The organism is Collinsella sp. AF15-51, assembly GCF_003462845.1.
Lineage (GTDB): Bacteria > Actinomycetota > Coriobacteriia > Coriobacteriales > Coriobacteriaceae > Collinsella.
The window spans coordinates 80534-102091 of record NZ_QRYG01000004.1 but is presented as its reverse complement, the minus strand read 5'-3'; the positions used below and the strand labels follow the sequence as shown (position 1 = coordinate 102091).

The window sequence follows — 21558 nt, the reverse complement described above, 5'->3', positions numbered from 1 at the left end:
GAGGTTGCGATGGATTTTTCTCCGGCGGATCTGTTCCGTTCAACCAAGACCGGCTCTCGCAGCAGCCTGGACCGCGTCAACAAGCAACTTTCGGCCTCGCGCGGTACGTTTCGCCAAAAGGTGCATATCGGTGTGCTGCTGGCTACCGTCGCGCTCGTTGCCTATGGCGCCATCATTATTTGGTCGGCGTCACAGTTTAAGGCCGACGCCTCATTCTCGCGCCACCTGCTGGGCATTGGCATTGGCGCGGTGCTTGCGGTGCTCGTCTGGCGTACCGATCTGCGCGGTATTTCCAATTTTTCGACGGCGTTGCTCGTCATCGACCTGATCGTGATCTTCTCGCCCAAGATTCCGGGTCTGTCCTATACGGGCGGTCTGGGCATGACAGGCTGGATCAAGATTCCCGGTATCGGCTTGACATTCCAGCCGGTCGAGCTTGCCAAGCTCATCACCATCTTCTTTATCGCCACGCTTGGCTCGCAGTATAACGGCCGCATCGATACCGTTCGCGACTACGTCAAGCTCTGCGGCATGCTGTCCATCCCGTTTTTGGCCGTCGTTGCCATGGGCGACCTGGGCTCGGGCCTGGTCGTGCTGGTCTCGGGCGCCATCGTCATCTGCATGAGCGGTGCGCGCCGCGAATGGGTGCTGTCGACCCTGGCCCTGCTTGTGGGCCTGGTGGCCCTCGTCCTGGCGCTCGATTCGGTCTTTGATTCGTTGCTCGGCCACGATGTGCTCATCAAGCAGTATCAGATGAACCGCCTGACGGTCTTTATCGACCCCGATAATGCCGATTCGGACGATGCCTACAACCTGCAGCAGTCGCTTATCGCCGTTGGCTCGGGCGGCTTCTTTGGTAAGGGTTTGGGCCATGCGACGCAGTCGGCCGGCGGCTTTCTTCCTGAGTTCCACACCGACTTTGTCTTCGCCTTCCTATCCGAGACCTTTGGCTTTTGCGGTTCCTTTTTGCTCCTGTGCCTCTACGTGCTGCTGATCTTTTCGACGATTCGCGTCGCCTTTAAGTGTGAGTCGCTGTTCTTGCGCCTATCGTGTGTGGGCATCGTTGGCATGTGGGCGTTCCAGACCTTCGAAAACATCGGCATGTGCATTGGCATGATGCCGATTACCGGTATTCCGCTACCGTTTATTAGCTTCGGTTCGTCTTCGATGATGATTCAGCTGCTGACGGTGGGTATCGTACAATCCATATGGCGGCATCGTTCGGGCGCCGCGTAACCGCTGGAGGGGTTTGCTATGAAAATTCCCGTAGATAAGCTGACCCGCGCTTTTAAGATGGGCGCGTCCGTTAAGAAGGATTCCGATACGCCGGTGCGCGTCTCGGTCTATTTGGATTCGTCCGCCTCGCGCTTTCTGGCCGAGACGGTGCGTGACGCCTTTGTGCCGCAGACGACCTCGGGCATTGTGCGCGTCGAGCGTCTGGGGGAGGAGCGAATTGCTCCAAAGACCGATACCGATGTGGTGCTGGTGCTCTCGTGCGGCTCCGACCGCTTGGAGAGTGCCGTGCAGGAGCTCGTGATCGCCGGCGCCCCCGTGTGCGTGCTTGCCGAGTCTGCTGTGGAGGTGCCGTTTATCGAGGAATCCACGCCCATGCTCGGCGTGGTGGCGGCAACCGATAAGACGTATCTGCTCGAGACGCTTGCCCGCTGGATTCTCGATCGCACCGACAAGGAAACGGCTTTTGCGGCGAATTTTGCCTTTATGCGCATCGCGGCAGCTAATCGTATCATCACCTCGTGCGCGCTCACCAATATGGCGACCGGTGCGCTGGTGTTTTTGCCGGGCGCCGATTATCCCGTTATGGCGCTGGCGCAGGTGGGCATGCTCTTTGAGCTCGCTGCCGTCTTTGGACGCGGCATTAAGCCTGAGCGCGGCTACGAGGTCGCGGGCGTGCTTGCCGGCGGTCTTGTGATCCGCGCGGTCACCCGCGCGCTCGTCAAGCAGACGCCGCATATTGGGTTTGCCGTCAAGGCGCTCACTGCTGCCGCGGGCACCTATGGCATGGGCCGTGCGCTCGTTTCGCTCTACGAGCGCGATGTCGACTACAGCCGTGCCAACGAGGTGGTCACTGCCACGTTCTCCCGCGTTCGCGATCTGGTGACCACGGTCGCGGGTGCTACCCGTCCTATGGCGTCCTACCAAGACGCATCCGATCTCGCTGCTTAGGGGTTTTCCGTTGCGCGTTCCGTATCAAGACTGCTTTCATTTAATTGAGCCGCTGCTCGCCAAGGTCGAGAAGCCGAGTCGCTATATCGATCACGAGTGGGGCACGCTTTCCAAGGCCGATGCCGACTACCGTTGCTGCCTGATCTACCCGGATGTGTACGAGGTTGGTCTGCCCAACCAGGGTATCGCCATCCTCTACAACATCCTTAACCAGGCCGAGGGCATCTCCTGCGAGCGTGGCTATGTGCCGTGGCCCGATATGGGTGACGCTATGCGCGAGGCAGGCATTCCGCTGCTCTCGCTCGAGGGTGCAGCGCCGGTCGCTTCGTTTGATATCGTCGGCCTGCATGTGCCGCACGAGATGGCGGTGACGAACTTCCTCGAGGCACTCGACCTCGCTGGCATTCCGCTGTTAGCGGCCGACCGAGGTGAAGACGACCCCATCATCATCGCCGGCGGCCCCTCGGTGTACAACCCCGAGCCGTACGCGGCCTTCTTCGATGCCATCCTCATCGGCGAGGGCGAGGAATCGCTGCTCGAGACCTGCCAGCTGCATCGCCGCCTGCGCGACGAAGGAGTTCCGCGCGCGCAGATTGTTGAGCAGCTTGCATCCATTGCCGGCAACTACGTGCCGTCGCTCTATGAGGTTCGTCACGACGAGCCCTGTTCGCCGCATGGCTACACCGTGCCGCGTGAAGGCAAGAATGCGCCGACCGTGGTCTACAAGCGCGTCGTCGAGGATTTCGGCGCCACGAATCCGCTGTCGCAGTCGTGCGTACCCTATGCGCAGCTGGTCCACGACCGCCTGTCTATCGAGATCCTGCGCGGCTGCGCCCGCGGCTGTCGTTTTTGCCAGGCCGGCATGACGTATCGCCCAGTGCGCGAGCGCTCGGCCGACCAGATCGTCTCGTCGGTGATTCAGGGTCTGGAAAAGACCGGCTATGACGAGGTGTCGCTGACCTCGCTCTCCACGACTGACCACTCCTGCATTCGCGACGTGCTCGGCAGGCTCAACCGTCGCCTGGAGGATACGGGTATTCGCGTATCTATTCCGTCGCAGCGCCTGGATTCGTTTGGCGTGGATATGGCCGAGTCGGTCGCCGGCGAAAAGAAGGGCGGCCTGACGTTCGCGCCCGAGGCCGGCAGTCAGCGCATGCGTGACATCATTAACAAGAACGTGACCGAGGAGGACCTGGACCGTGCGGCCAAGGCGGCCTTCGAGGCCGGCTGGAACCGCATGAAGCTCTACTTTATGATGGGCCTTCCCGGTGAGCGCGACGAGGACATCGTAGCCATTGCCAATCTGGCCGATCACGTGCTGGAGCTCGGTCGTTCCGTGGTGCCCAAGGCTCGTCGCGGCTCGATTTCGGTATCCATCTCGGTTTCGGTCTTTATCCCCAAGGCTGCCACGCCGTTCCAGTGGTGCCCGCAGCTCGACTACGACGACGTCAAGCGTCGCCAGAAGCTGCTTATCACGAGCGTTCGCAACCGTGCCGTCCGCGTGCATTACCACGATGCCGAGACCTCGCTCATCGAGGCCGCGCTGTCCCGCGCCGGTCGTGACATGACGCCCGTCATCATCGATGCTTGGCGCTCGGGCTCTCGCTTTGACGCCTGGGTAGAGCATTTCTCGCTCGATAACTGGAAGGAAGCTGCTGCCAAAAACTGCATCGACCTCAATGAGCTCGTGCACCTGCCCTACGAGTTGGACTGGCGCCTGCCGTGGGAGCACGTGAGTCCCGGCTGCACGCGCGGCTTCCTCGAGCGCGAGTACCGTCGCTCGCTCGAGGGCGTCACGACTCCCGACTGCACCCGCACGTCGTGCACCGGCTGCGGGATCTGCCCCACGCTCCACGTCAAGAATGTATTGATGGGTGATCGCGCATGAGTGAGCGCCTGACCGACAACCCCATGCTCTTTAGACTTCGTGTTCGCTATGGCAAGCGCGACCGCCTTAAGTACCTGGGCCATCTCGAAGTAATCCATACCATTGAGCGCATCGTGCGCCGTGCGGGACTTCCCTATGCCGTCACGCAGGGCTTCTCTCCGCACATGCGCGTGGGCTTCTCTTCGGCGCTACCGGTTGGTACGTCGTCGACCTGCGAGTGGTATGACCTGTTTATGACCGAGTTCGTGGCGCTCGACGAGGCGTTTGGGCGCCTGGCTGCGGCGTCTCCGGCCGATCTGGCGCCCATCGAGGCGGCGTACATCGACGTGCGCACGCCGGCGTTGACGGCGCAGCTCACGCGTCTGTCGTATCGCATCGACCTGCACTTGGATCCCGAGGCGCCCGTAAGCCCCGACGAGGTGCGTCGTGCGATCGACACGCTGCGCGCGGACCATGGCATCGACTACGCGCGCGGCAAAAAGAGCAAGCGCTTGGATTTGGATCACACACTCGTGGGCTATGAGCTCACGGCGGGGGAGCGCCCGGACCATCTGGTGCTCATGCTCGACACCCATGCCGACAACGAGGGCTCCATGCGTCCGGAAATTTTGCTTTCCGCTGCTGATGTTTTGTTGCAGGGCTTGACCCCGGGCGTGGATGCACCTATTGTTTCCACCGGTATGCAAGACCTCGTGACCATCTGCTCCTACGATGTCGAGCGTCAGAATCAAGCATGCGAGGACGACGAGGGCCGACTCGTCAGCCCCATACCTGTGCGAACTTGTGGATTTGCTCCACATACTCGTTGACGGGGGTATTTTCGCCTGCTACTATATTCGGCTGTTGCACTAACTGATGCATGAAGGGCAAGTAAACATGTACGCAATCGTTAACACGGGCGGCAAGCAGTACAAGGTCGCCACCGACGATGTCATCACCGTCGAGAAGATCGAGGGCAATGAGGGCGACAAGGTCACCCTGCCGGTTATCTTCCTCAACGATGGTAAGAAGATCGTCACCGATCCCGACAAGCTGGCCAAGGCCAAGGTTACCGCTCAGATCGTTGAGCAGTTCAAGGGCGAGAAGCAGCTGGTCTTCAAGTTCCACAAGCGTAAGCGCTATCGTCGTCTGAAGGGTCACCGTCAGCAGCTCACCAAGCTGAAGATCGTGAAGGTCCAGGCTACGTCCCGCGCCAAGAAGGCTGTCAAGGCAGAGGCCGAGGCTGTTGCCGAGGCTCCCGTCGCCGAGTAGATTACACTCGTAACGAAAGAGTAGGTATACACAATGGCACACAAAAAAGGACTCGGTTCCTCCCGTAATGGCCGTGACTCCCGCGGTCAGCGCCTTGGCACGAAGCGCTATGCCGGCCAGACGGTAACCACGGGCACGATTCTCGTCCGTCAGCACGGCACTCACATCCACCCGGGTGAGAACGTTGGCCGTGGCAAGGACGACACGCTGTTCGCGCTGGTCGACGGTACCGTTGAGTTCCACAAGGGTATCAAGCACAGGGTCAGCGTACGCCCGCTCGCGAACGCGTAATTCACCCTTCATAGAGCACATATGTGGGAGGCACTTGAGTTTTAGGATTCAAGGGTCTCCCTCTTTTTTGTAGGAGGCGATTCTGTTGTCACAGTTCACCGATATCAGCCGCATTAACGTGTGCGGCGGCGACGGCGGAGCCGGATGCATGTCGTTTAGGCGTGAGGCATTTGTCCCCAAGGGCGGCCCCGATGGCGGCGACGGCGGTCGTGGCGGCAATGTCGTCATCCAGGCCGATGCTCAGCTGTCTTCGCTGATCGATTACCGCTTTAAGCATCACTTCCGCGCCGAGCGCGGCACGCACGGGCAGGGTGCCCGTCGTAACGGTAAGAGCGGCGAGGACCTGATTCTCAAGGTCCCTATGGGTACCGTGGTGCGCGAGCTCGACCCCGAGACGCAGACCCCGATGTTCGAGATTGCCGATCTGGTGCACGATGGCGAGCGCGTTGTCGTGGCCCCTGGTGGCGCCGGCGGCTTGGGCAACACGCACTTTGTGACGTCGGTGCGCCGCGCGCCCGCGTTTGCTCAGCTGGGCGAACCGGCAGAGGAGCACTGGATTGAGCTCGAGATGAAGCTTATGGCCGATGCCGCACTCGTGGGCTTTCCCTCGGTGGGTAAGTCATCGCTCATTGCGCGCATGAGTGCCGCCCGCCCCAAGATTGCTGACTACCCGTTTACCACGCTCGTGCCCAATCTGGGCATGGTGCGTGCCGGCGAATATTCTTATGTCGTTGCCGACGTCCCCGGTCTTATCGAGGGCGCGAGCGAAGGCAAGGGCCTGGGTCACCAGTTCTTGCGCCACATTGAGCGTACGGCCCTGATCATGCATGTCGTCGACATGACGGGCGGTTTTGAGGATCGCGATCCGGTTGAGGACTATCGCATCATCAACCGCGAGCTCGAGCAGTATGGCGCCGAGCTTTCGGAGCGTCCGCAGATCGTTGTCGCCAACAAGTGCGACGCGCCGGGCACGGCCGATAAGATTGCCGACCTCAAGCGCGCAGCGCTCGACGATGGACATATGTTCTTTGCCGTGTCTGCCGTGACGGGCGCCGGTCTCAATACGTTGATGCTTGCCGTAGGTGAGCAGGTGGCCAAGCTCCGCGCCGAGCTGGCGGTCTCCGATGAACCGGTCGACCTGCGCGACGATGAGTGGGAGCGCCGCCGCCTGCAGCGTGAGAAGCGTTTCCGCATTGTCCAGGAAGAGCCCGGTGCCTTCCGCGTGGTCGGTCGTGCCATCGAGCGCATGGTCATCCAGACCGACTGGGAAAACGAGGAAGCCGTTATTTACCTGCAGCATAAGTTTGCGCGTATGGGTGTTGACGACGCGCTCGAGAAGGCTGGTTGCCGTGCGGGCGACGAGGTCCGCATTTGCCAGCGCGCCTTTGACTTTGAGGGCGCCGAGGACTTCTCGGAGTACGAGGAGCTCGAGGATGCTGACGAGGACGTTGCCGTTGAGGCCATTGACGTGGCCGATGCTGCGGATGAGGGCGTCGAGGTTGTTGATGCGGCGGATGCCGCGGACGATGCCGAGACCTCGGAGAGCGAGTAAGCCATGTCGCTGCGCGGTGGAATCGGTTTGCCCGAGCTTCCTCTAGAGGACGGGCAGGAGTTTAGGCTTGGCATTATGGGTGGCACCTTTGATCCCATCCATTACGGGCACCTGGTGACCGCCGAGCAGGCGCGCGAGTCGCTCGACTTGGACGCTGTGCTCTTTATGCCGGCGGGCTCTCCTGCCTTTAAGCTTGACAAGCCGGTGACGCCTGCCGAGGACCGTTACGCCATGACGGTCCTCGCCACCGCCGCGAACCCGGCCTTTTTGGCGAGCCGGTTCGAGATCGACCGTCCGGGCGTAACCTATACGGCCGATACGCTTCATGCCCTTCGCGACTTTTACCCGCCGCAGGTAAAGCTCTACTTTATTACGGGCGCCGACGCGATTATCGATATTGTGACCTGGCATGATGCCGAACGAATCGCTGAGCTTGCTACCTTTATTGCGGCGACACGACCGGGCTTTGATATCGATACGGCGCGTGCCCGAATCAAAGAGTCGGGGCTGCCGTTCGACGTGCGCTATATTCAGATTCCGGCGCTGGCGATCAGCTCGACGAACATTCGCAAGCGAGTTGCCCGCGGTATGAGCGTGCGCTATCTTACGAGCGAGTCCGTGCTCGGCTACATTCGCAAACGCAGGCTATATGCCGATTTGGGCCAAGAAGATTTTGAGTGATGGGGGTCTACGTTGTCGGTAGAGGATCAGTTTGAGGGCGATGAGCACGCGCTGCTCAAGCGCATTCAAGAGCTGCTCGATGTTCGAATGAAGGATAAGCGCAAGCGCTATGTGCATTCGCTGGGTGTTGCCGAGACCGCACTTCATCTGGCCGAGGTCTACGGCGTTGACCGCTTTGATGCCGCTGCTGCCGGTCTGATCCACGACTGGGACAAAGTGCTCTCCGACGACGAGCTGGTTACGCGCGCTCTGCATTACGGCATTAAGATTGCCGGCTCTCCTTCCGCCGCGACGCTGCTTTTGCATGGTCCTGTTGCCGCCTATGAGCTTCCGCAGCTTTTCCCCGAGTTGTCGCCTGCTGTTTTCCAGGCTGTCGACCGTCACACCGTGGGTGCCTGCGACATGACGCCGCTCGATATGGTGGTCTTTGTGGCAGATGCCATCGAGCCCAACCGTCACGGCGACTATGCCCATGCGCTGCGCAAGATGGTGGGGGAGTCGACGCTTGACGAGTTGTTCTTCTCCTGTTTTGCGCAGGGTCTGGTCTATGTGATCCAGTCCGGGCGCTATCTTTATCCCACGGCTATTACGATTTACAACCATTACGCCCAGCTGCGCTAGCTCGGGTGTGTCTAGAAAGAGGTATTCCATGGCCGACGAGACCATGACTGACGAGCAGATTCTTGAAGGTGTGGAGCACAAGAGTTTCGTTGCCACGTCCGACCGCACCGCCGCCTCGCTGTCCGCGAGCGGTGTCGCCGCCGAGGATGTCGCCCGCGCCGCCGCGCAGGCCGCCTACGACAAGAAGGGCGAGGACGTGCAGGTGCTCGACCTGACCGAGCTTTCCGACGTGTGCGACTACTTTGTGCTTGCCACCGGTACCAACAACCGCCAGGTCGATTCGATCGTCGACGAGATCGAGGAGAAGGTCGCCGAGGCTTGCGGCGAGCATCCGTTCTCCATCGAGGGCCGCGAGCAGAAGACCTGGATGCTCATGGACTACGGCTCGGTTGTCGTCCACGTCTTCACTCCCGAAGCCCGCGACTTCTACCGCCTAGAAAAGCTCTGGGGTGACGCCCCCCAGCTCCCCCTCAATCTCCTCTAGTAGATCATTTGATACGGGGCTTTTTAGCTAGCTTCGCGCATTTCGCCGGGCAGTTGCGGTTTTCCGCACTTGCCCGGCTTTCTTTTTGCCTAAAGGCGGTTAATCGTTGAAGCGGGATTGGCGGCCGAAAGATAGGGCGGTGTCGCCGAACTTGTCTCGGACGGCGTCGATAGCGACCGAGAGGTCGCGACGGTCGCTTGATTGGGCTCCGCGGTCGTCGACTTCGCAGAACAGGTCGGTCTGGATGCCGCCCTGATGGTCAAAGTCGCTCATCCCGATACCCGCCAGACGCACATGCATGCCTTCCTGCCAGATGTTGTCGAGCAGTTCGAGCGCAACCGCCACAAAGATGTTCTCATCGTCGGTGGGGTGGGGAAGCCGCCGCTGCGCCGTGCGTCCGCTGCCATACGAATACTTAAGCTTGAGCGTTACCGTGCCGCCCGTCAGTCCCTGACGGCGCAGGCGGCGTCCAACCGACTCTCCCAACAGCGCAATCGCCGCTTCGATGTCCCCACGCTCAGTCAAATCTTTCGCAAAGGTGCGCTCATTGCTCACGGATTTAACCTCGCGTTCCTCATCGAGGCTTGTTACTTCGGATATTTCGAGTCCCAGCGCACGCTGGCGCATGCGTTCGCCGTTGACGCCAAAAATAGAGGCCAAGGTTGATTCCGGTGAACGTGACAGCTCGCCGAGCGTGTAGATGCGCATGCGGCGCAGTCGCTCCTCGGCCGAGCGCCCGATGCCGCTCATGGCAGATACCGGCAGCGCGGCCAAAAAGCGCTGCTCGGTTCCGGGGCGCACGATGGTCAGCCCAAACGGCTTATCCCGCTCGCTTGCGATCTTTGCGACCGTCTTGTTGCAGCCCACGCCAATGGAGCAGGTCACTCCCAGCGCTGCCACGCGGTCGCTTATACGCCGCGCAACCAGTAGCGGGTCTTCGGGCGCAAAGCGACCCGGTGTGATATCGATAAAGGCTTCGTCGATGGATACGCGCTCAACGCGCGGCGTCTCCTCGGCAAGAATCGCCATGACCTGCGCGCTCACCTCGCGGTAGCGATCAAAGTGCCCGTGCGTCCAAATGGCTTGTGGGCACAAGCGCCGCGCCTCGGCCGAGGCCATGGCAGAGTGCACGCCAAAGCGACGTGCCTCATACGAACACGTGGACACGACGCCACGCGAATCGGCGTCTCCGCCCACGATGAGCGGCTTTCCGCGCCATTCGGGATGATCGAGCATCTCCACGCTCGCAAAAAACGCATCGAGGTCCATGAGGCCCACCGCCGGACCCGTCCAGGGCGGCGGCGTGACGCCCATGGCATCCTCATAACCGTATGTATGTTCGCGTCTTTCCATGTCATGAGTATACCGCGCAGCTCATGTGGGGTGCGTGTATGTGCTTGCAAATCCCGAATTCTTGTCTAAGATATGGATTTGCCCTCGACTACACCGAAGAAGTTGGTCTCACGGACTTCACCTGCCCGCGTCGATGGCGTATTATGTTCAACTGTTTGTTTGTAGTTGCAGCCTAAAGCTGCTTGGTTGGAGGAGTTTCCTTTGGCAGTCAAGATTCGCCTTGCTCGTCACGGCGCTAAGAAGCGTCCGTACTACCGTGTCGTCGTCGCCGATTCCCGCGCCCCGCGTGACGGTCGTATCATCGAGGAGGTTGGCCGCTACAACCCGATGACCGCCCCCAAGACCATCAATCTCGACCTCGAGAAGATCGCCGACTGGCAGTCCAAGGGCGCTCAGCTCACCGACGCCGTCGCCGCTCTGGTCAAGGCCGCCAACGAGGGCGAGAAGACCGAGACCGTCGTCAAGAAGTCCAAGAAGCAGCTCGCCAAAGAGGCCGAGGCCGCTAAGGCTGCCGCTGAGGCCGCTGAGGGCGCCGAGGAGTAAATCGTGCCTGAGGTTGACGCTGCACAGCTCGAGGGTGAGGCAATGCTCTCAGATCGCATCGCCGATCTCGTCGAATATCTCGTTGTTCAGATCGTCGACGACCCGGATTCCGTGAGCCTTGAGGTCATCGATGGTGACGACGCCTCCACGATTGAGGTTTCGGTCGCCGAGGATGACGTCGCTAAGGTCATCGGCCGTCGTGGCCGTACCATCAAGGCCATTCGCACGCTCGCCCGTGCACTGGCCGCTCGCCTCGACACTGCTGTCGAGGTAGAGGTTCTGGGCTAGGACCTTGAGGTCCCAGTACAAAAACATCGCCCGTGTGGTCAAGCCGCACGGAAGGAAGGGGGAGGTCCTCGCGCAGCCGCTGCGGGGGCTTCCTTCTGTATTAGAGCCGGGTATGCGCGTCGCCCTGACGCCGCCGGCGCTCAAGCGCGACCGCTTTTGCACGGTCGTGTCCGTCACCGATACGGGCGATGGCGATCTGGTCTCGTTTGAGGGCATTGACGACTTGACGGCCGCCGAGGGCATCACGGGATGCTATGTGTTGGCAAATCGTGACGATTTTGAGCTCGATTCACTCGACGCCGCCTATTCCGACCTGATGGGTCGCGAGGTGGTCGACGAGCGCTTCGGTTCACTCGGTACGCTCGTCGAGATCATGTCGACGCCCGCTAACGATGTTTGGGTTGTCGAGGGCGATCGGTACGGCGAGGTACTGATTCCCGTGATCGAGCAGGTTGTGCTCGATCTTCCCGACACAGGAACAATTTCCGTCCACGTTATGGACGGCCTGATCGATATGGACAAGTAGGGAGGACAACATGCTGATTGAGACCCTTTCGGTCTTTCCCGAGATGTTTGAGCCCGTCATGTCCACATCGATTTTGGGCCGCGCCCGCAAGGCCGGCCTTTTTGATTTTAAGGCGTATAACCTGCGCGACTGGACGCACGACCGCCATCGTACCGTCGATGACGAGCCGTACGGCGGCGGGCAGGGCATGCTCATGAAGGTCGAGCCTATTGCCGAGGCCATCGAGGCTATTAGCTCCGAGGGCCCTAAGCCCACCGTGGTGTTTTTTACCCCCTGTGGCGAGCCCTTTACACAGCATGTGGCCGAGCGCCTGCTCAAAAGCGAGCGCTTGCTGTTTGTGTGCAGCCGTTACGAGGGTGTCGACGAGCGTGCCTATGCGTATGCCGACGAGCGCCTGTCGATCGGCGATTACGTGCTCACGGGCGGCGAGCTTCCCGCTATGGTCGTTGCCGATGCCGTCGTACGCCTGATTCCCGGCGCCCTTGGTGACGAGATGAGCAACGTCGACGAGTCGTTCTCGACCGCCGAGGACGGAGGCCTGCTCGAGTATGCGCAGTACACTCGCCCTGCTGAATTCAACGGCGAGGGCGTGCCGCCGGTGCTCGTGAGCGGTGACCATGCCAAGGTTGACGCCTGGCGCCGTAAGAATGCCATCGAGCGCACCTGCCGCTGGCGTCCCGACCTGATCGAGACGGCACGGCTTTCGCCCCAGGAGCGCGCATACGCGCAGGAGATTCTGGACGCTTCGTATTCGCAGAGCGAGGAGTGAGAATGGTTCCATTGCAGCATTCCGCGTTGAGGGGCGCTTTTGAGTGGGTCGCGGTCATCGCGATCGCGCTCGTGGCCACCTTCCTGATCCGCACCTTTGTGGTCGAGCCCTTTGTGGTACCCACCGGCTCCATGGAGGACACGATCGAGATTGGCGACCAGATCCTGGCACAAAAGGTGAGCCTCGAGCTCGGTCAGCCCGTCAAACAGGGTGATATCGTGGTGTTCCACAACCCCGATGCCACTTCCGAGCATGATGTTCTTGTCAAGCGTGTTATTGCCACGGCCGGCCAGACGGTCGACCTGCAGGACGGCAAGGTGGTCGTTGACGGCCAAGCGCTCGACGAGGACTATACGACGGGCATGAGCTGGCCGCTTTCGGTCCAAGCGCCTGGCGCCCAGGTGAGTTATCCCTACACCGTTCCCGACGGGTGCGTGTGGGTGATGGGCGACAACCGCGAAAACTCTGCCGACTCGCGCTACTTTGGTCCCGTCGATCGCTCTGATTTGATCGCTGTGGCGCTTGTGCGCTACTGGCCGCTCAACCGCATCGGCGCTATCGACTAAAAACCGCTATAGTACAGTACCTAACCGTGTAATCGTTTCGACGAGGGGATATTAGAGGCATGAACGCTTCATCGCTTTCCTTCCAAGACATCATCCTGCGCCTCCAGCAGTACTGGGGCGAGCAGGGCTGCGTCATTATGCAGCCCTATGACTCCGAGGTCGGTGCCGGTACCTTCCATACCGCGACCACGCTGCGCTCGCTCGGTCCCGCCGAATGGCGCACCTGCTATGCGCAGCCCTGCCGCCGTCCCGCCGACGGCCGCTACGGCGAGAACCCTAACCGCATGCAGCACTACTATCAGTTCCAGGTGCTCATTAAGCCCTCTCCGGTTAATGCTCAGGAGCTTTACCTGGGGTCTCTTGCTGCCATTGGCCTGGACCCCAACGACCATGACGTCCGTTTTGTCGAGGACGACTGGGAGAGCCCGACGCTGGGCGCCTGGGGCCTTGGCTGGGAGGTCTGGCTCAACGGCATGGAGGTCACGCAGTTTACGTACTTCCAGCAGGTGGGCGGTATCGAGGTCGACCCCGTGCCCGTCGAGATCACCTATGGCCTGGAGCGTATCGCCATGTATGCTCAGGGCGTCAACTCGGTCTACGATCTGGTGTGGAGCTATCTGTCCGACGGCACGCCCATGACCTACGGCGACGTGTTCCTCGAGAACGAGCGCGAGTTCAGTGCCTATAACTTTGAGGTCGCCAACGTCGAGATGATGCGTCAGAAGTTTGACGACTACGAGGCCGAGTGCCATTCCTGCCTGGAGCGCAAGCTGCCGTTGCCGGCGTACGACTGTGTCATGAAGTGCAGCCACGCCTTCAACCTGCTCGATGCCCGTGGCGCCCTGTCCGCAGTCGAGCGTGCCAACTACATCCTGCGCGTCCGCGCCGTCGCCAAGGCGTGCTGCGAGGCCTATATGGCCGAGGTCGCCGGAGTCAACGAGAATGCCGATCAGGAAGGCGAGGTGGCGTAAGCCATGGCAGACGCTAAGGATTTCCTGTTTGAGATCGGTACGGAGGAGATGCCCTCCGCGCCGCTGAACAATGCCGTCAAGCAGCTCGGCACCATGATCGTCAAGGGTTTGGACGATGCCGGCCTGGCCCACGGCGAGGTCCGTGTGATCTCGAGCCCGCGTCGCCTGGCTGTGCTCGTTGCCGACGTCGCCACCGCGACCGATGAGGTTCACGAGGTCAAGCGTGGCCCCGCGGCCAACATTGCCTTCGACGCTGACGGTAACGCCACCAAGGCCGCCCAGGGCTTCGCTCGCAAGTGCGGTGTGGCTGCCGAGGATCTGGTCCGTCGCGAGGACACCGACGGCCGTGAGTACGTCTTTGCTGAGAAGAACATTCCCTCCGCACCGGCTACGCCGATTCTGACCGCTCTGTGCGAGAAGACCATCACCGGCCTGCAGTGGCCCAACTACCGCTCCCAGCGCTGGGGTCACGAGCACGCGACGTTCGTGCGTCCGGTCCGCTGGATTTGCTGCCTTCTGGGCGAGGATGTTGTGCCCGTGTCGTTTGCCGACGTGACGAGCGGCAACACCACGCGCGGTCATCGCGTACTTGGCCCTGGTGACCATGTGGTTGCCAGCCCCGCCGTCTACGAGCAGGTGCTCGAGGATGCCGGCGTGCTTTCTGCCGAGCGTCGTCGTGAGGCCATCCTCGCCGGTATCGCCGAGGTCGAGGCTGCCCGTCCCGGCTGCCATGTCGATACGCCCAAGAAGGTCTTCGAAGAGGTCATCAACCTCTGCGAGTGGCCGACGGTGCTCGTCGGTACCTTCGACGAGGAGTTCCTCAAGGTCCCGCACGAGATCATCTGCGAGTCCATGCTCACCAACCAGCGCTACTTCCCGATCTATGACGGCGAGGGCAAGCTGACGCGTGAGTTCGTGGTCGTCTCCAACAGCAAGCCCGAGAACGCCGAGCGCGTGATCGACGGCAACGAGCGCGTCGTGCGCGCCCGTCTGGACGACGCTAAGTTCTTCTACGAGGAGGACCTGAAGATCTCCCTCGACGAGTTCCGTGAGCGCCTGGCCAAGGTCGCCTTCCAGGAGAAGCTCGGTAGCGTGCTCGCCAAGTCCGAGCGTATTGAGCAGCTCGCGCTCGCTATTGCCCGCGAGGCCCATCTGGGCGCCCATCTGGCTGCCGATGCCGCTCGCGCCGCGCACCTGTGCAAGGCCGACCTGGTGTCCAACGCCGTCATCGAGTTCACGAGCCAGCAGGGCGTGATGGGCGGTTACTACGCCTGCGCGATGGGGGAGAACGACGAGGTCGCTCATGCCATTCGCGATCACTATCGTCCCCGCTTTGCCGGTGACGAGCTGCCCGAGGGCACCGCTGGCTGCATCGTGGCCTGCGCCGACAAGCTCGATACCATCGCCGGTATCTTTGCCATCGGCGAGCCCCCGACCGGCTCCTCCGACCCCTACGCGCTGCGTCGTGCCGCTATCGGCATCATCAACATCCTGCGCGACCGTCTGCCGATCGATCCCACGTCGCTGATCGACTTCGCCCTTGAGCTCTACAGTGAGCAGGGCATTGAGTTCGACGCCGCCGAGGTCGCCCAGCAGGTTCGCGACTTCTTCCATGGCCGCCTGGTGAGCATGGCCCGCGACGAGAAGATCCCGGCCGATACCGTTGCCGCCGTCTCCGCGGTGCACATCATTGCCCCGTCCGTCTTCTTCGCCCGCTGCGCCGCCCTCGACGAGGCCCGCAAGAACGACGCCGAGACCTTCGATAACCTGGCCACCGCCTATGCCCGCGCCGCGCATATCTCCAAGCCCGAGCTGGGTGCGGAGTACGACCGTAGCCTGATGGGCGATGCCGAGCTTGCTCTCGCCGACGCCTCCGAGGCCGCTCAGACTGCCGTCGACGCCGCCCTTGCTGCCGAGGACTACCCGGCCGCATTTGCCGCCCTCGCCGCCCTGCGCGCGCCCATCGACCGTTTCTTCGATGAGGTCATGGTCATGGACAAGGACGAGCAGCTTCGCGATAATCGCCTTAAGCTGCTCAACCGCTTCGAGGCCGTTTTCTCCGGCATTGCCAACATCGGTGAGCTTGCCCGCAAAAAGTAAGCCAGCCTGCGCATAAGCGCAAAAGGAGCCCCGCATGGATTGCCCGGTCACCGCTCGTCCCACCGTTATCGTTATCTCCGACTCGCTCGGCGATACCGCTTGTGAGGTGGTGCTTGCGGCGTCCGGGCAATTTGATGAAGGGGCTTTTCGCGTTTTGCGCCTGCCCAAGGTGACCTCCGTGGAGCAGGTCAAGTCATTTGTGGGGCCGCGCGTCGATGCCGACCATCGCGATGTCGCCGTGTTCCATACCATTGTCGATCCGGCGCTTCGCGCCCGCGTGCTCGATTACCTGGGTATGCTGCATATCCGTTCGGTCGACCTGATCGGCCCGACGCTTGCCGTGCTGTCGTCGCTCATCGGTGTGCCGCCCAAGTGCGTTGCGGGCGTGATTCACAAGACCGATGACCGCTATTTCCATCGTATCGAGGCCATGGAGTATTTCGTTGAGCACGATGACGGTCGTGGTTGCGACGATCTGTCGGGTGCCGATATCGTGCTGCTGGGTGTGTCGCGTACATCCAAGACGCCGCTGTCGATGTATTTAGCCTATCAGGGCTACAAGGTCGCCAATGTCCCACTGGCGCATGGCATGGAGCCGCCCAAGTCGATTTACGAGGTTGACCCGATGCACCTGTTCGGCCTGATTTCGACCGTCGATGTGATTTCCGAAATTCGCGATAGCCGCTTGGGCGATGACTACGCCCGTGCCGTTGCCGGCTCCTATGCCGAGCCCGAGAGCGTGCGCGGCGAGCTTGAGGAAGCTCGTGCTCTCATGAAGCGCTTAGGCTGCTTTGTTGTGCGTACCGACGGCAAAGCCATCGAGGAAAGCGCTGCCGAGATCATTAGCCACTTGGAGGAAATCCAAGATGCCCGCGCCCGCCGAGCCGCCCGCCGCGTCCAACAGCAGTAGTCCTTTCTGCGATGATTTTTCTGGGACGGGGATAAAAAAATCATTGAGTACCTAATGATTTTTAAATCCCCGTCCCAGAAAAATCATCGGAGTGGCTAAATAGCCTGAATTGATAAAGCGATTTAGCAAAAACATCGCATCCGACCTGCACTTTCCTTGTAGTGGTATCTTCATAAGGTAGCCACCTTTACCTACCGTTTACCGCCGGTTTTAGCACGTTTACCAAACCGCGCACCCTCTGCTCAAGCCTGTCCAAAACCCGCCGTATAGTTCCCTCACGGCCCGCATCCGGCGGGTCGATTCGTTACCACGGTCGTGCGCGTAAGCGCATGGAAGGGGAAGTATCGTGAGCGATTGCAAGAGGGTTTACCGTTTTGGAACCGACGCCCAGGGCACCTGTGTCACTGAGGGCGACAAATCCATGAACTTCGTGCTTGGCGGCAAAGGCGCAAACCTTGCCGAGATGAGCCGCATCGGTCTGCCGGTTCCCGGTGGCTTTACCATTACCTGCCAGACCTGTGTCGAGTACTCCGGTGCCGGCAACGTCTGGCCCGAGGGCGCACTCGATGAGATCGTTGCCGCCGAGGCGGACCTCGAGGCCCGTTGCGGCAAGAAACTCGGCGATGCCTCCGATCCGCTGCTCGTGTCGGTTCGCTCGGGCGCTCCGTTCTCCATGCCCGGCATGATGGACACGGTCCTCAACCTGGGCCTCAACGACGATTCCGTCCAGGGCCTTATCGCGCAGACGCAGAACCCGCGCTTTGCCTGGGACAGCTACCGTCGCTTTATCCAGATGTTCTCCAACGTCGTCATGGGCGTCGACGCCGACCTATTCGAGAACGCTCTGACCCAGGCCCGCCTGGTCGCCGGCGTTCGTGTCGATTCCGAGCTTTCGGCCGAGGACCTGCAGGAGCTCGTCGAGACCTTTAAGGGCATCTTCTCCGAGAACGTCGAGGCGACCCTGTATCCCGAGCTCGAGGTCGCCGACGGTAAGCCCGTTTTCCCGCACGATCCGGAGCTCCAGCTGCGCCTTGCCATCCAGGCTGTCTTTGGCAGCTGGATGAACGAGCGCGCCTGCATCTACCGCAAGCAGCACGGCATTTCCGACGAGCTCGGCACCGCCGTCAACGTCCAGGCCATGGCCTTTGGCAACAAGGGCGAGACCTCTGCGACCGGCGTCGCCTTTACGCGCAACCCGGCCGACGGCACCAAGGAGTTCTATGGCGACTTTTTGGTGAATGCCCAGGGCGAGGACGTCGTCGCCGGCATCCGAAACACCGAGCCCATCGCCGACCTCAAGACCACCCCGGGCCTCGAGTCCGCAGGCGAGGAGCTCGAGCGCGTGTTCCTGACGCTCGAGGATCATTACCGCGATATGTGCGATATCGAGTTTACCATCGAGCAGGGCAAGCTCTGGATGCTCCAGACCCGCGTGGGCAAGCGCACCGCCACTGCCGCCCTGCGCATTGCTATCGAAATGGTCGAGGAGGGCCTCATCACCCGCGAGGAGGCTGTGAGCCGCATCGATCCCGCGCAGCTCGACCAGCTCCTGCACCCGCAGTTCGACGCTTCCAAGAAGTACGAGGCCCTGGCCAGCGGCCTTAACGCCAGCCCTGGTGCCGCCGTGGGCGAGGTCGTGTTCTCGAGTGATGACGCCGTCGCGCGCGCCAACGAGGGCCACAAGGTCATTCTGGTCCGCTGGGAGACCAACCCCGACGACCTGAAGGGCATGGTCGCCGCCGAGGGCATCCTGACCAGCCACGGTGGCAAGACGAGCCATGCCGCCGTTATCGCCCGCGGCATGGGTACGCCCTGCGTTTGCGGCGTTGAGCGCTTCCACATTGACGCGGCAGAGAAGGTCGTGCGCATCGAGGGCAGCGACCGCGTGCTGCGCGAGGGCGATGTCATCTCCATCGACGGCACCCAGGGTATCGTCGTCGACGGCGCGGTCGACCTGGTCTCTGCAGAGCTCACCGGCGACCTGGACACCATCCTGTCCTGGGCCGATGAGATCCGTTTGGACGAGACCTGCGGCCACGCCAACCACGTGCGCGTCAACGCCGACAACCCCGAGGATGCCGAGCTCGCGCTCGAGTTTGGCGCCGAGGCCATCGGTCTGTGCCGCACCGAGCACATGTTCCTGGGCGATCGCAAGAACATCATCCAGAGCTTTATCCTGTCTGACGATGAGGCCGTGAAGCAGCAGGCCCTGGCCGACTTGCTCAAGGTTCAGACCGAGGACTTCCTGGCGATGTTCAAGACCATGTCCGGTCGCGATGTGGTCGTCCGCCTGCTCGATCCGCCGCTTCATGAGTTCCTGGATAATCCTCGCGAGCTCGAGGTCGCCATCACCAAGAAGGAGGCCGCCGGCGCTCCCGAGGAGGAGCTCACTGCCCTGCGCGCCCGCCTGCGTCGCATTGACGGCATGGTCGAGTCCAACCCCATGCTGGGCTTGCGCGGCGTGCGCCTGTCCGTCGTCTTTGGCGATCTGCCGCTCATGCAGGTTCGCGCCGTCGCCACGGCCGCTGCCCGCCTTATCAAGGAGGGTGTCGACCCGCGCCCCGAGATCATGGTTCCGCTCGTTTCCATCACGGCCGAGCATGTCCAGACCCGCGAGGTTATCGAGTGCGTGATCGCCGAGGTTTCCGCCGAGGAAGGCGTCGAGCTCAATATTCCCGTGGGCACGATGCTCGAGCTGCCGCGTGCCTGCATGGTCGCTGACGAGATCGCCCATCATGCCGACTTCTTCTGCTTTGGCACCAACGACCTCACCCAGACGACCTTTGGCTTCTCGCGCGATGACGCCGAGGCCAAGTTCATCCCGCTGTACATGCATAAAAAGATCCTGAAAGACAACCCCTTCGAGACCATCGACGCGGCGGTGCTGGAGCTCGTGCGCTTGGCCGTCGAGAAGGGCCGTGCCACCAATCCCGACATGCACTTTGGCGTGTGCGGCGAGCACGGCGGCGACCCCAAGTCCATCAAGGGCCTGTTTAACGTGGCCGACGTGGACTACGTGTCCTGCTCGCCCTATCGCGTGCCCCTCGCGCGCCTGGCTGCCGCTCAGGCCAAGCTCGAGGCCAAGCGTTCCGCCTAACGTTTTGGGTTTAGACGCCTAGCGTAGCCCCCTTCATGCCGCCCGTCTCATTCTTGAGACGGGCGGTTATCATGTGCGGGTTTTGTCTTTTTGTCTGCGTGAAAAAATGTTCTTGCAGCAGAAACCCGCGCGTGTATACTCGAATACGTTTGTTCAACTACGTGCCGGCCAAGGTGGTACGGCACCTCTAGAAGAGTAAGGAATTGCACATGGATTACATCCGCGCAATCGAGCGTCAGCAGATCCGCGAGGACATTCCTCAGGTTCGCGTCGCCGACAACGTCAAGGTTCACTACCGCATTAAGGAAGGCGACCGCGAGCGCATTCAGGTCTTCCAGGGCGACGTCATCCGCATGGCCGGCGCCGGTGCCCGCGAGACCTTCACCGTCCGCAAGATGTCCTTCGGTGTCGGTGTTGAGCGTACCTTCCCGCTTCACAGCCCCAAGATCGCCAAGCTCGAGGTCGTTCGTCATGGTCGCGTCCGTCGCGCCAAGCTGTACTACCTCCGCGACAAGGTGGGCAAGGCTGCTCGCATCCCCGAGAAGCGCTAAGAAGATCGAAGCGTCTGTCCACTCGTTTGGACACAAGGGTCACCTTCGGGTGGCCCTTCTTTTTATCTGATTTGCATGCAAGGAGGGCCTGGTATGGCCAATATGACGAGCTCGGTTTCGGCATCGCAGGTTGCCGGTGAGTTGGCGAGCGCTACGTTTGAGGAGATCCCCGCCCTCGTGGAGCATTATCGCGAGGACCCGCGCCAGCAGGTGATCAAGGCTTGCGAGCGTGCTCTTAAGCGCCATGCCAAGGAACTTGCCGAGCGCGAGCGCGTCAATGACATGTACGAGCTTATGCATGAGCTTGGCGGCGATGGGGTAGTCGTTGGTGTCGACGAGGTGGGTCGCGGATCGGTGGCCGGTCCTTTGACGGTATGCGCCGTCTGCCTTCCTATGGAGCCGCGCGTCTGGGGCATCAACGATTCCAAAAAGCTCACGCCGGCGCGCCGCGAGTTGCTCTCAGTGAAGATTGCCGAGGTGGCGACGGCAATTGGTTTTTGGCATATCGCGCCTAAGGATATCGATGAGATGGGCATGGCCCGCGCCATTCGAGCCGCTGTCGCGGGCGCCGTGGCCGATACGGGGCTCGAGCCCGATTGCGTGCTTATGGACGGTAACCCCTTGGGCGCCGTTCCCAACGAGCGCGACGTGGTGAAGGGCGATGCAAAGATCGCCTGTATCGCCGCGGCGTCCATCATGGCCAAGGTCACGCGTGATGAGATGATGGTCGAGTACGATGCCGAGTATCCCGAGTACCATTTGGCCGAATCGAAAGGCTACGCAAGCCCCGAGCACATCGAGGCCATTCGCAAACATGGACTTTGTCCACTGCACCGCGTGAGCTTTTGCGGAAACTTTCTGCAGACTGAGCGCCTTTTCTAGGTCAATTGTGGAGACAGGGACCTCAGGGGTTTTATAAACCTGCTGGTAGC

At 61.3% G+C, this 21558-nt stretch carries 22 protein-coding genes; 21 read left to right on the top strand and 1 reads right to left on the bottom strand.

The annotated features are described in order from the left end of the window. The first annotated feature begins 9 nt into the window (after window positions 1–9). From DWW51_RS03620 to rsfS, 10 genes are all read left to right on the top strand, one after another. On the top strand, window positions 10–1236 hold the full coding sequence (locus tag DWW51_RS03620) for an FtsW/RodA/SpoVE family cell cycle protein (protein WP_055249988.1): 1227 nt from the start codon (window positions 10–12) through the stop codon (window positions 1234–1236). A gap of 18 nt (window positions 1237–1254) precedes the next feature. Beyond that, window positions 1255–2184, top strand: coding sequence for a YcjF family protein (locus tag DWW51_RS03615; protein WP_006236071.1), 930 nt, complete (start codon window positions 1255–1257; stop codon window positions 2182–2184). Between the two features lie 10 nt (window positions 2185–2194). Further along, window positions 2195–4072, top strand: a complete 1878-nt coding sequence (locus DWW51_RS03610) for a TIGR03960 family B12-binding radical SAM protein (RefSeq protein WP_117773546.1) — start codon at window positions 2195–2197, stop codon at window positions 4070–4072. After that, window positions 4069–4881 carry a TIGR03936 family radical SAM-associated protein gene (locus DWW51_RS03605; protein WP_117773545.1) on the top strand — a complete coding sequence of 271 codons (813 nt, stop codon included), beginning with the start codon at window positions 4069–4071 and terminating at the stop codon, window positions 4879–4881. Before DWW51_RS03610 ends, DWW51_RS03605 begins: the two co-directional genes overlap by 4 nt. Window positions 4882–4948: 67 nt before the next feature. After that, window positions 4949–5323 carry a 50S ribosomal protein L21 gene (gene rplU / locus DWW51_RS03600; protein ID WP_035138585.1) on the top strand — a complete coding sequence of 125 codons (375 nt, stop codon included), beginning with the start codon at window positions 4949–4951 and terminating at the stop codon, window positions 5321–5323. Between the two features lie 33 nt (window positions 5324–5356). Next, window positions 5357–5614: a 50S ribosomal protein L27 gene (gene rpmA, locus DWW51_RS03595; RefSeq protein WP_006236075.1), complete on the top strand. Its 258-nt coding sequence runs from the start codon at window positions 5357–5359 to the stop codon at window positions 5612–5614. Between the two features lie 85 nt (window positions 5615–5699). Beyond that, window positions 5700–7166 carry a GTPase ObgE gene (obgE, locus tag DWW51_RS03590; protein WP_197032156.1) on the top strand — a complete coding sequence of 489 codons (1467 nt, stop codon included), beginning with the start codon at window positions 5700–5702 and terminating at the stop codon, window positions 7164–7166. 3 nt (window positions 7167–7169) lie between these two features. After that, complete coding sequence (gene nadD, locus DWW51_RS03585; RefSeq protein ID WP_055285119.1) at window positions 7170–7847, top strand: nicotinate-nucleotide adenylyltransferase; 678 nt, start codon at window positions 7170–7172, stop codon at window positions 7845–7847. A gap of 87 nt (window positions 7848–7934) precedes the next feature. Beyond that, window positions 7935–8468: a bis(5'-nucleosyl)-tetraphosphatase (symmetrical) YqeK gene (gene yqeK / locus DWW51_RS03580; protein WP_197032158.1), complete on the top strand. Its 534-nt coding sequence runs from the start codon at window positions 7935–7937 to the stop codon at window positions 8466–8468. 28 nt (window positions 8469–8496) lie between these two features. Continuing rightward, a complete protein-coding gene (rsfS, locus tag DWW51_RS03575; RefSeq protein ID WP_035138582.1) occupies window positions 8497–8952 on the top strand; it encodes a ribosome silencing factor in 456 nt (151 codons plus the stop codon). A 99-nt stretch (window positions 8953–9051) separates the two neighbouring features. Here rsfS and dinB read toward each other — a convergent pair whose 3' ends face one another. After that, window positions 9052–10305: a DNA polymerase IV gene (gene dinB, locus DWW51_RS03570; RefSeq protein WP_197032155.1), complete on the bottom strand. Its 1254-nt coding sequence runs from the start codon at window positions 10303–10305 to the stop codon at window positions 9052–9054. 201 nt (window positions 10306–10506) lie between these two features. Between dinB and rpsP the strand changes: the two genes are divergently transcribed. From rpsP to DWW51_RS03515, 11 genes are all read left to right on the top strand, one after another. Continuing rightward, window positions 10507–10848 (top strand): 30S ribosomal protein S16, encoded by a 342-nt coding sequence (rpsP, locus tag DWW51_RS03565; RefSeq protein ID WP_022094749.1) that lies wholly within the window; start codon window positions 10507–10509, stop codon window positions 10846–10848. A gap of 42 nt (window positions 10849–10890) precedes the next feature. Next, on the top strand, window positions 10891–11136 hold the full coding sequence (locus DWW51_RS03560; RefSeq protein WP_171021534.1) for a KH domain-containing protein: 246 nt from the start codon (window positions 10891–10893) through the stop codon (window positions 11134–11136). A gap of 4 nt (window positions 11137–11140) precedes the next feature. Beyond that, window positions 11141–11662: a ribosome maturation factor RimM gene (rimM, locus tag DWW51_RS03555; RefSeq protein WP_117773541.1), complete on the top strand. Its 522-nt coding sequence runs from the start codon at window positions 11141–11143 to the stop codon at window positions 11660–11662. Window positions 11663–11672: 10 nt separating this feature from the next. Beyond that, the gene (trmD, locus tag DWW51_RS03550; protein ID WP_117773540.1) at window positions 11673–12431 is read left to right on the top strand and encodes a tRNA (guanosine(37)-N1)-methyltransferase TrmD; all 759 of its coding nucleotides are present in this window, start codon (window positions 11673–11675) and stop codon (window positions 12429–12431) included. Window positions 12432–12433: 2 nt separating this feature from the next. Beyond that, window positions 12434–12997, top strand: coding sequence for a signal peptidase I (gene lepB / locus DWW51_RS03545; RefSeq protein ID WP_117773539.1), 564 nt, complete (start codon window positions 12434–12436; stop codon window positions 12995–12997). 59 nt (window positions 12998–13056) lie between these two features. After that, window positions 13057–13968 carry a glycine--tRNA ligase subunit alpha gene (locus tag DWW51_RS03540; protein ID WP_117773538.1) on the top strand — a complete coding sequence of 304 codons (912 nt, stop codon included), beginning with the start codon at window positions 13057–13059 and terminating at the stop codon, window positions 13966–13968. A 3-nt stretch (window positions 13969–13971) separates the two neighbouring features. Beyond that, window positions 13972–16068 (top strand): glycine--tRNA ligase subunit beta, encoded by a 2097-nt coding sequence (gene glyS, locus DWW51_RS03535; RefSeq protein ID WP_117773537.1) that lies wholly within the window; start codon window positions 13972–13974, stop codon window positions 16066–16068. A gap of 34 nt (window positions 16069–16102) precedes the next feature. After that, entirely contained in the window at window positions 16103–16978 is an 876-nt protein-coding gene (locus DWW51_RS03530; RefSeq protein WP_117773536.1) for a pyruvate, water dikinase regulatory protein, read from the top strand. A 346-nt stretch (window positions 16979–17324) separates the two neighbouring features. Next, window positions 17325–20075 (top strand): pyruvate, phosphate dikinase, encoded by a 2751-nt coding sequence (ppdK, locus tag DWW51_RS03525; protein ID WP_117773535.1) that lies wholly within the window; start codon window positions 17325–17327, stop codon window positions 20073–20075. Window positions 20076–20284: 209 nt separating this feature from the next. Then, a complete protein-coding gene (rplS, locus tag DWW51_RS03520) occupies window positions 20285–20626 on the top strand; it encodes a 50S ribosomal protein L19 (protein WP_006236098.1) in 342 nt (113 codons plus the stop codon). 93 nt (window positions 20627–20719) lie between these two features. Beyond that, window positions 20720–21508 carry a ribonuclease HII gene (locus DWW51_RS03515; RefSeq protein ID WP_117773534.1) on the top strand — a complete coding sequence of 263 codons (789 nt, stop codon included), beginning with the start codon at window positions 20720–20722 and terminating at the stop codon, window positions 21506–21508. The last annotated feature ends 50 nt before the right edge of the window (window positions 21509–21558 follow it).

Bases quoted from the DNA above. Each gene is read 5' to 3' on its own strand.
- DWW51_RS03560 (WP_171021534.1), top strand. From the start codon at position 10,891: ATGCTCTCAGATCGCATCGCCGATCTCGTCGAATATCTCGTTGTTCAG.
- lepB (WP_117773539.1), top strand. From the start codon at position 12,434: ATGGTTCCATTGCAGCATTCCGCGTTGAGGGGCGCTTTTGAGTGGGTC.
- nadD (WP_055285119.1), top strand. From the start codon at position 7,170: ATGTCGCTGCGCGGTGGAATCGGTTTGCCCGAGCTTCCTCTAGAGGAC.
- rpmA (WP_006236075.1), top strand. From the start codon at position 5,357: ATGGCACACAAAAAAGGACTCGGTTCCTCCCGTAATGGCCGTGACTCC.
- trmD (WP_117773540.1), top strand. From the start codon at position 11,673: ATGCTGATTGAGACCCTTTCGGTCTTTCCCGAGATGTTTGAGCCCGTC.
- DWW51_RS03615 (WP_006236071.1), top strand. From the start codon at position 1,255: ATGAAAATTCCCGTAGATAAGCTGACCCGCGCTTTTAAGATGGGCGCG.
- DWW51_RS03530 (WP_117773536.1), top strand. From the start codon at position 16,103: ATGGATTGCCCGGTCACCGCTCGTCCCACCGTTATCGTTATCTCCGAC.
- rplS (WP_006236098.1), top strand. From the start codon at position 20,285: ATGGATTACATCCGCGCAATCGAGCGTCAGCAGATCCGCGAGGACATT.
- DWW51_RS03540 (WP_117773538.1), top strand. From the start codon at position 13,057: ATGAACGCTTCATCGCTTTCCTTCCAAGACATCATCCTGCGCCTCCAG.
- DWW51_RS03515 (WP_117773534.1), top strand. From the start codon at position 20,720: ATGGCCAATATGACGAGCTCGGTTTCGGCATCGCAGGTTGCCGGTGAG.
- rsfS (WP_035138582.1), top strand. From the start codon at position 8,497: ATGGCCGACGAGACCATGACTGACGAGCAGATTCTTGAAGGTGTGGAG.
- DWW51_RS03605 (WP_117773545.1), top strand. From the start codon at position 4,069: ATGAGTGAGCGCCTGACCGACAACCCCATGCTCTTTAGACTTCGTGTT.
- dinB (WP_197032155.1), bottom strand. From the start codon at position 10,305: ATGGAAAGACGCGAACATACATACGGTTATGAGGATGCCATGGGCGTC.
- rplU (WP_035138585.1), top strand. From the start codon at position 4,949: ATGTACGCAATCGTTAACACGGGCGGCAAGCAGTACAAGGTCGCCACC.
- DWW51_RS03620 (WP_055249988.1), top strand. From the start codon at position 10: ATGGATTTTTCTCCGGCGGATCTGTTCCGTTCAACCAAGACCGGCTCT.
- yqeK (WP_197032158.1), top strand. From the start codon at position 7,935: ATGAAGGATAAGCGCAAGCGCTATGTGCATTCGCTGGGTGTTGCCGAG.
- glyS (WP_117773537.1), top strand. From the start codon at position 13,972: ATGGCAGACGCTAAGGATTTCCTGTTTGAGATCGGTACGGAGGAGATG.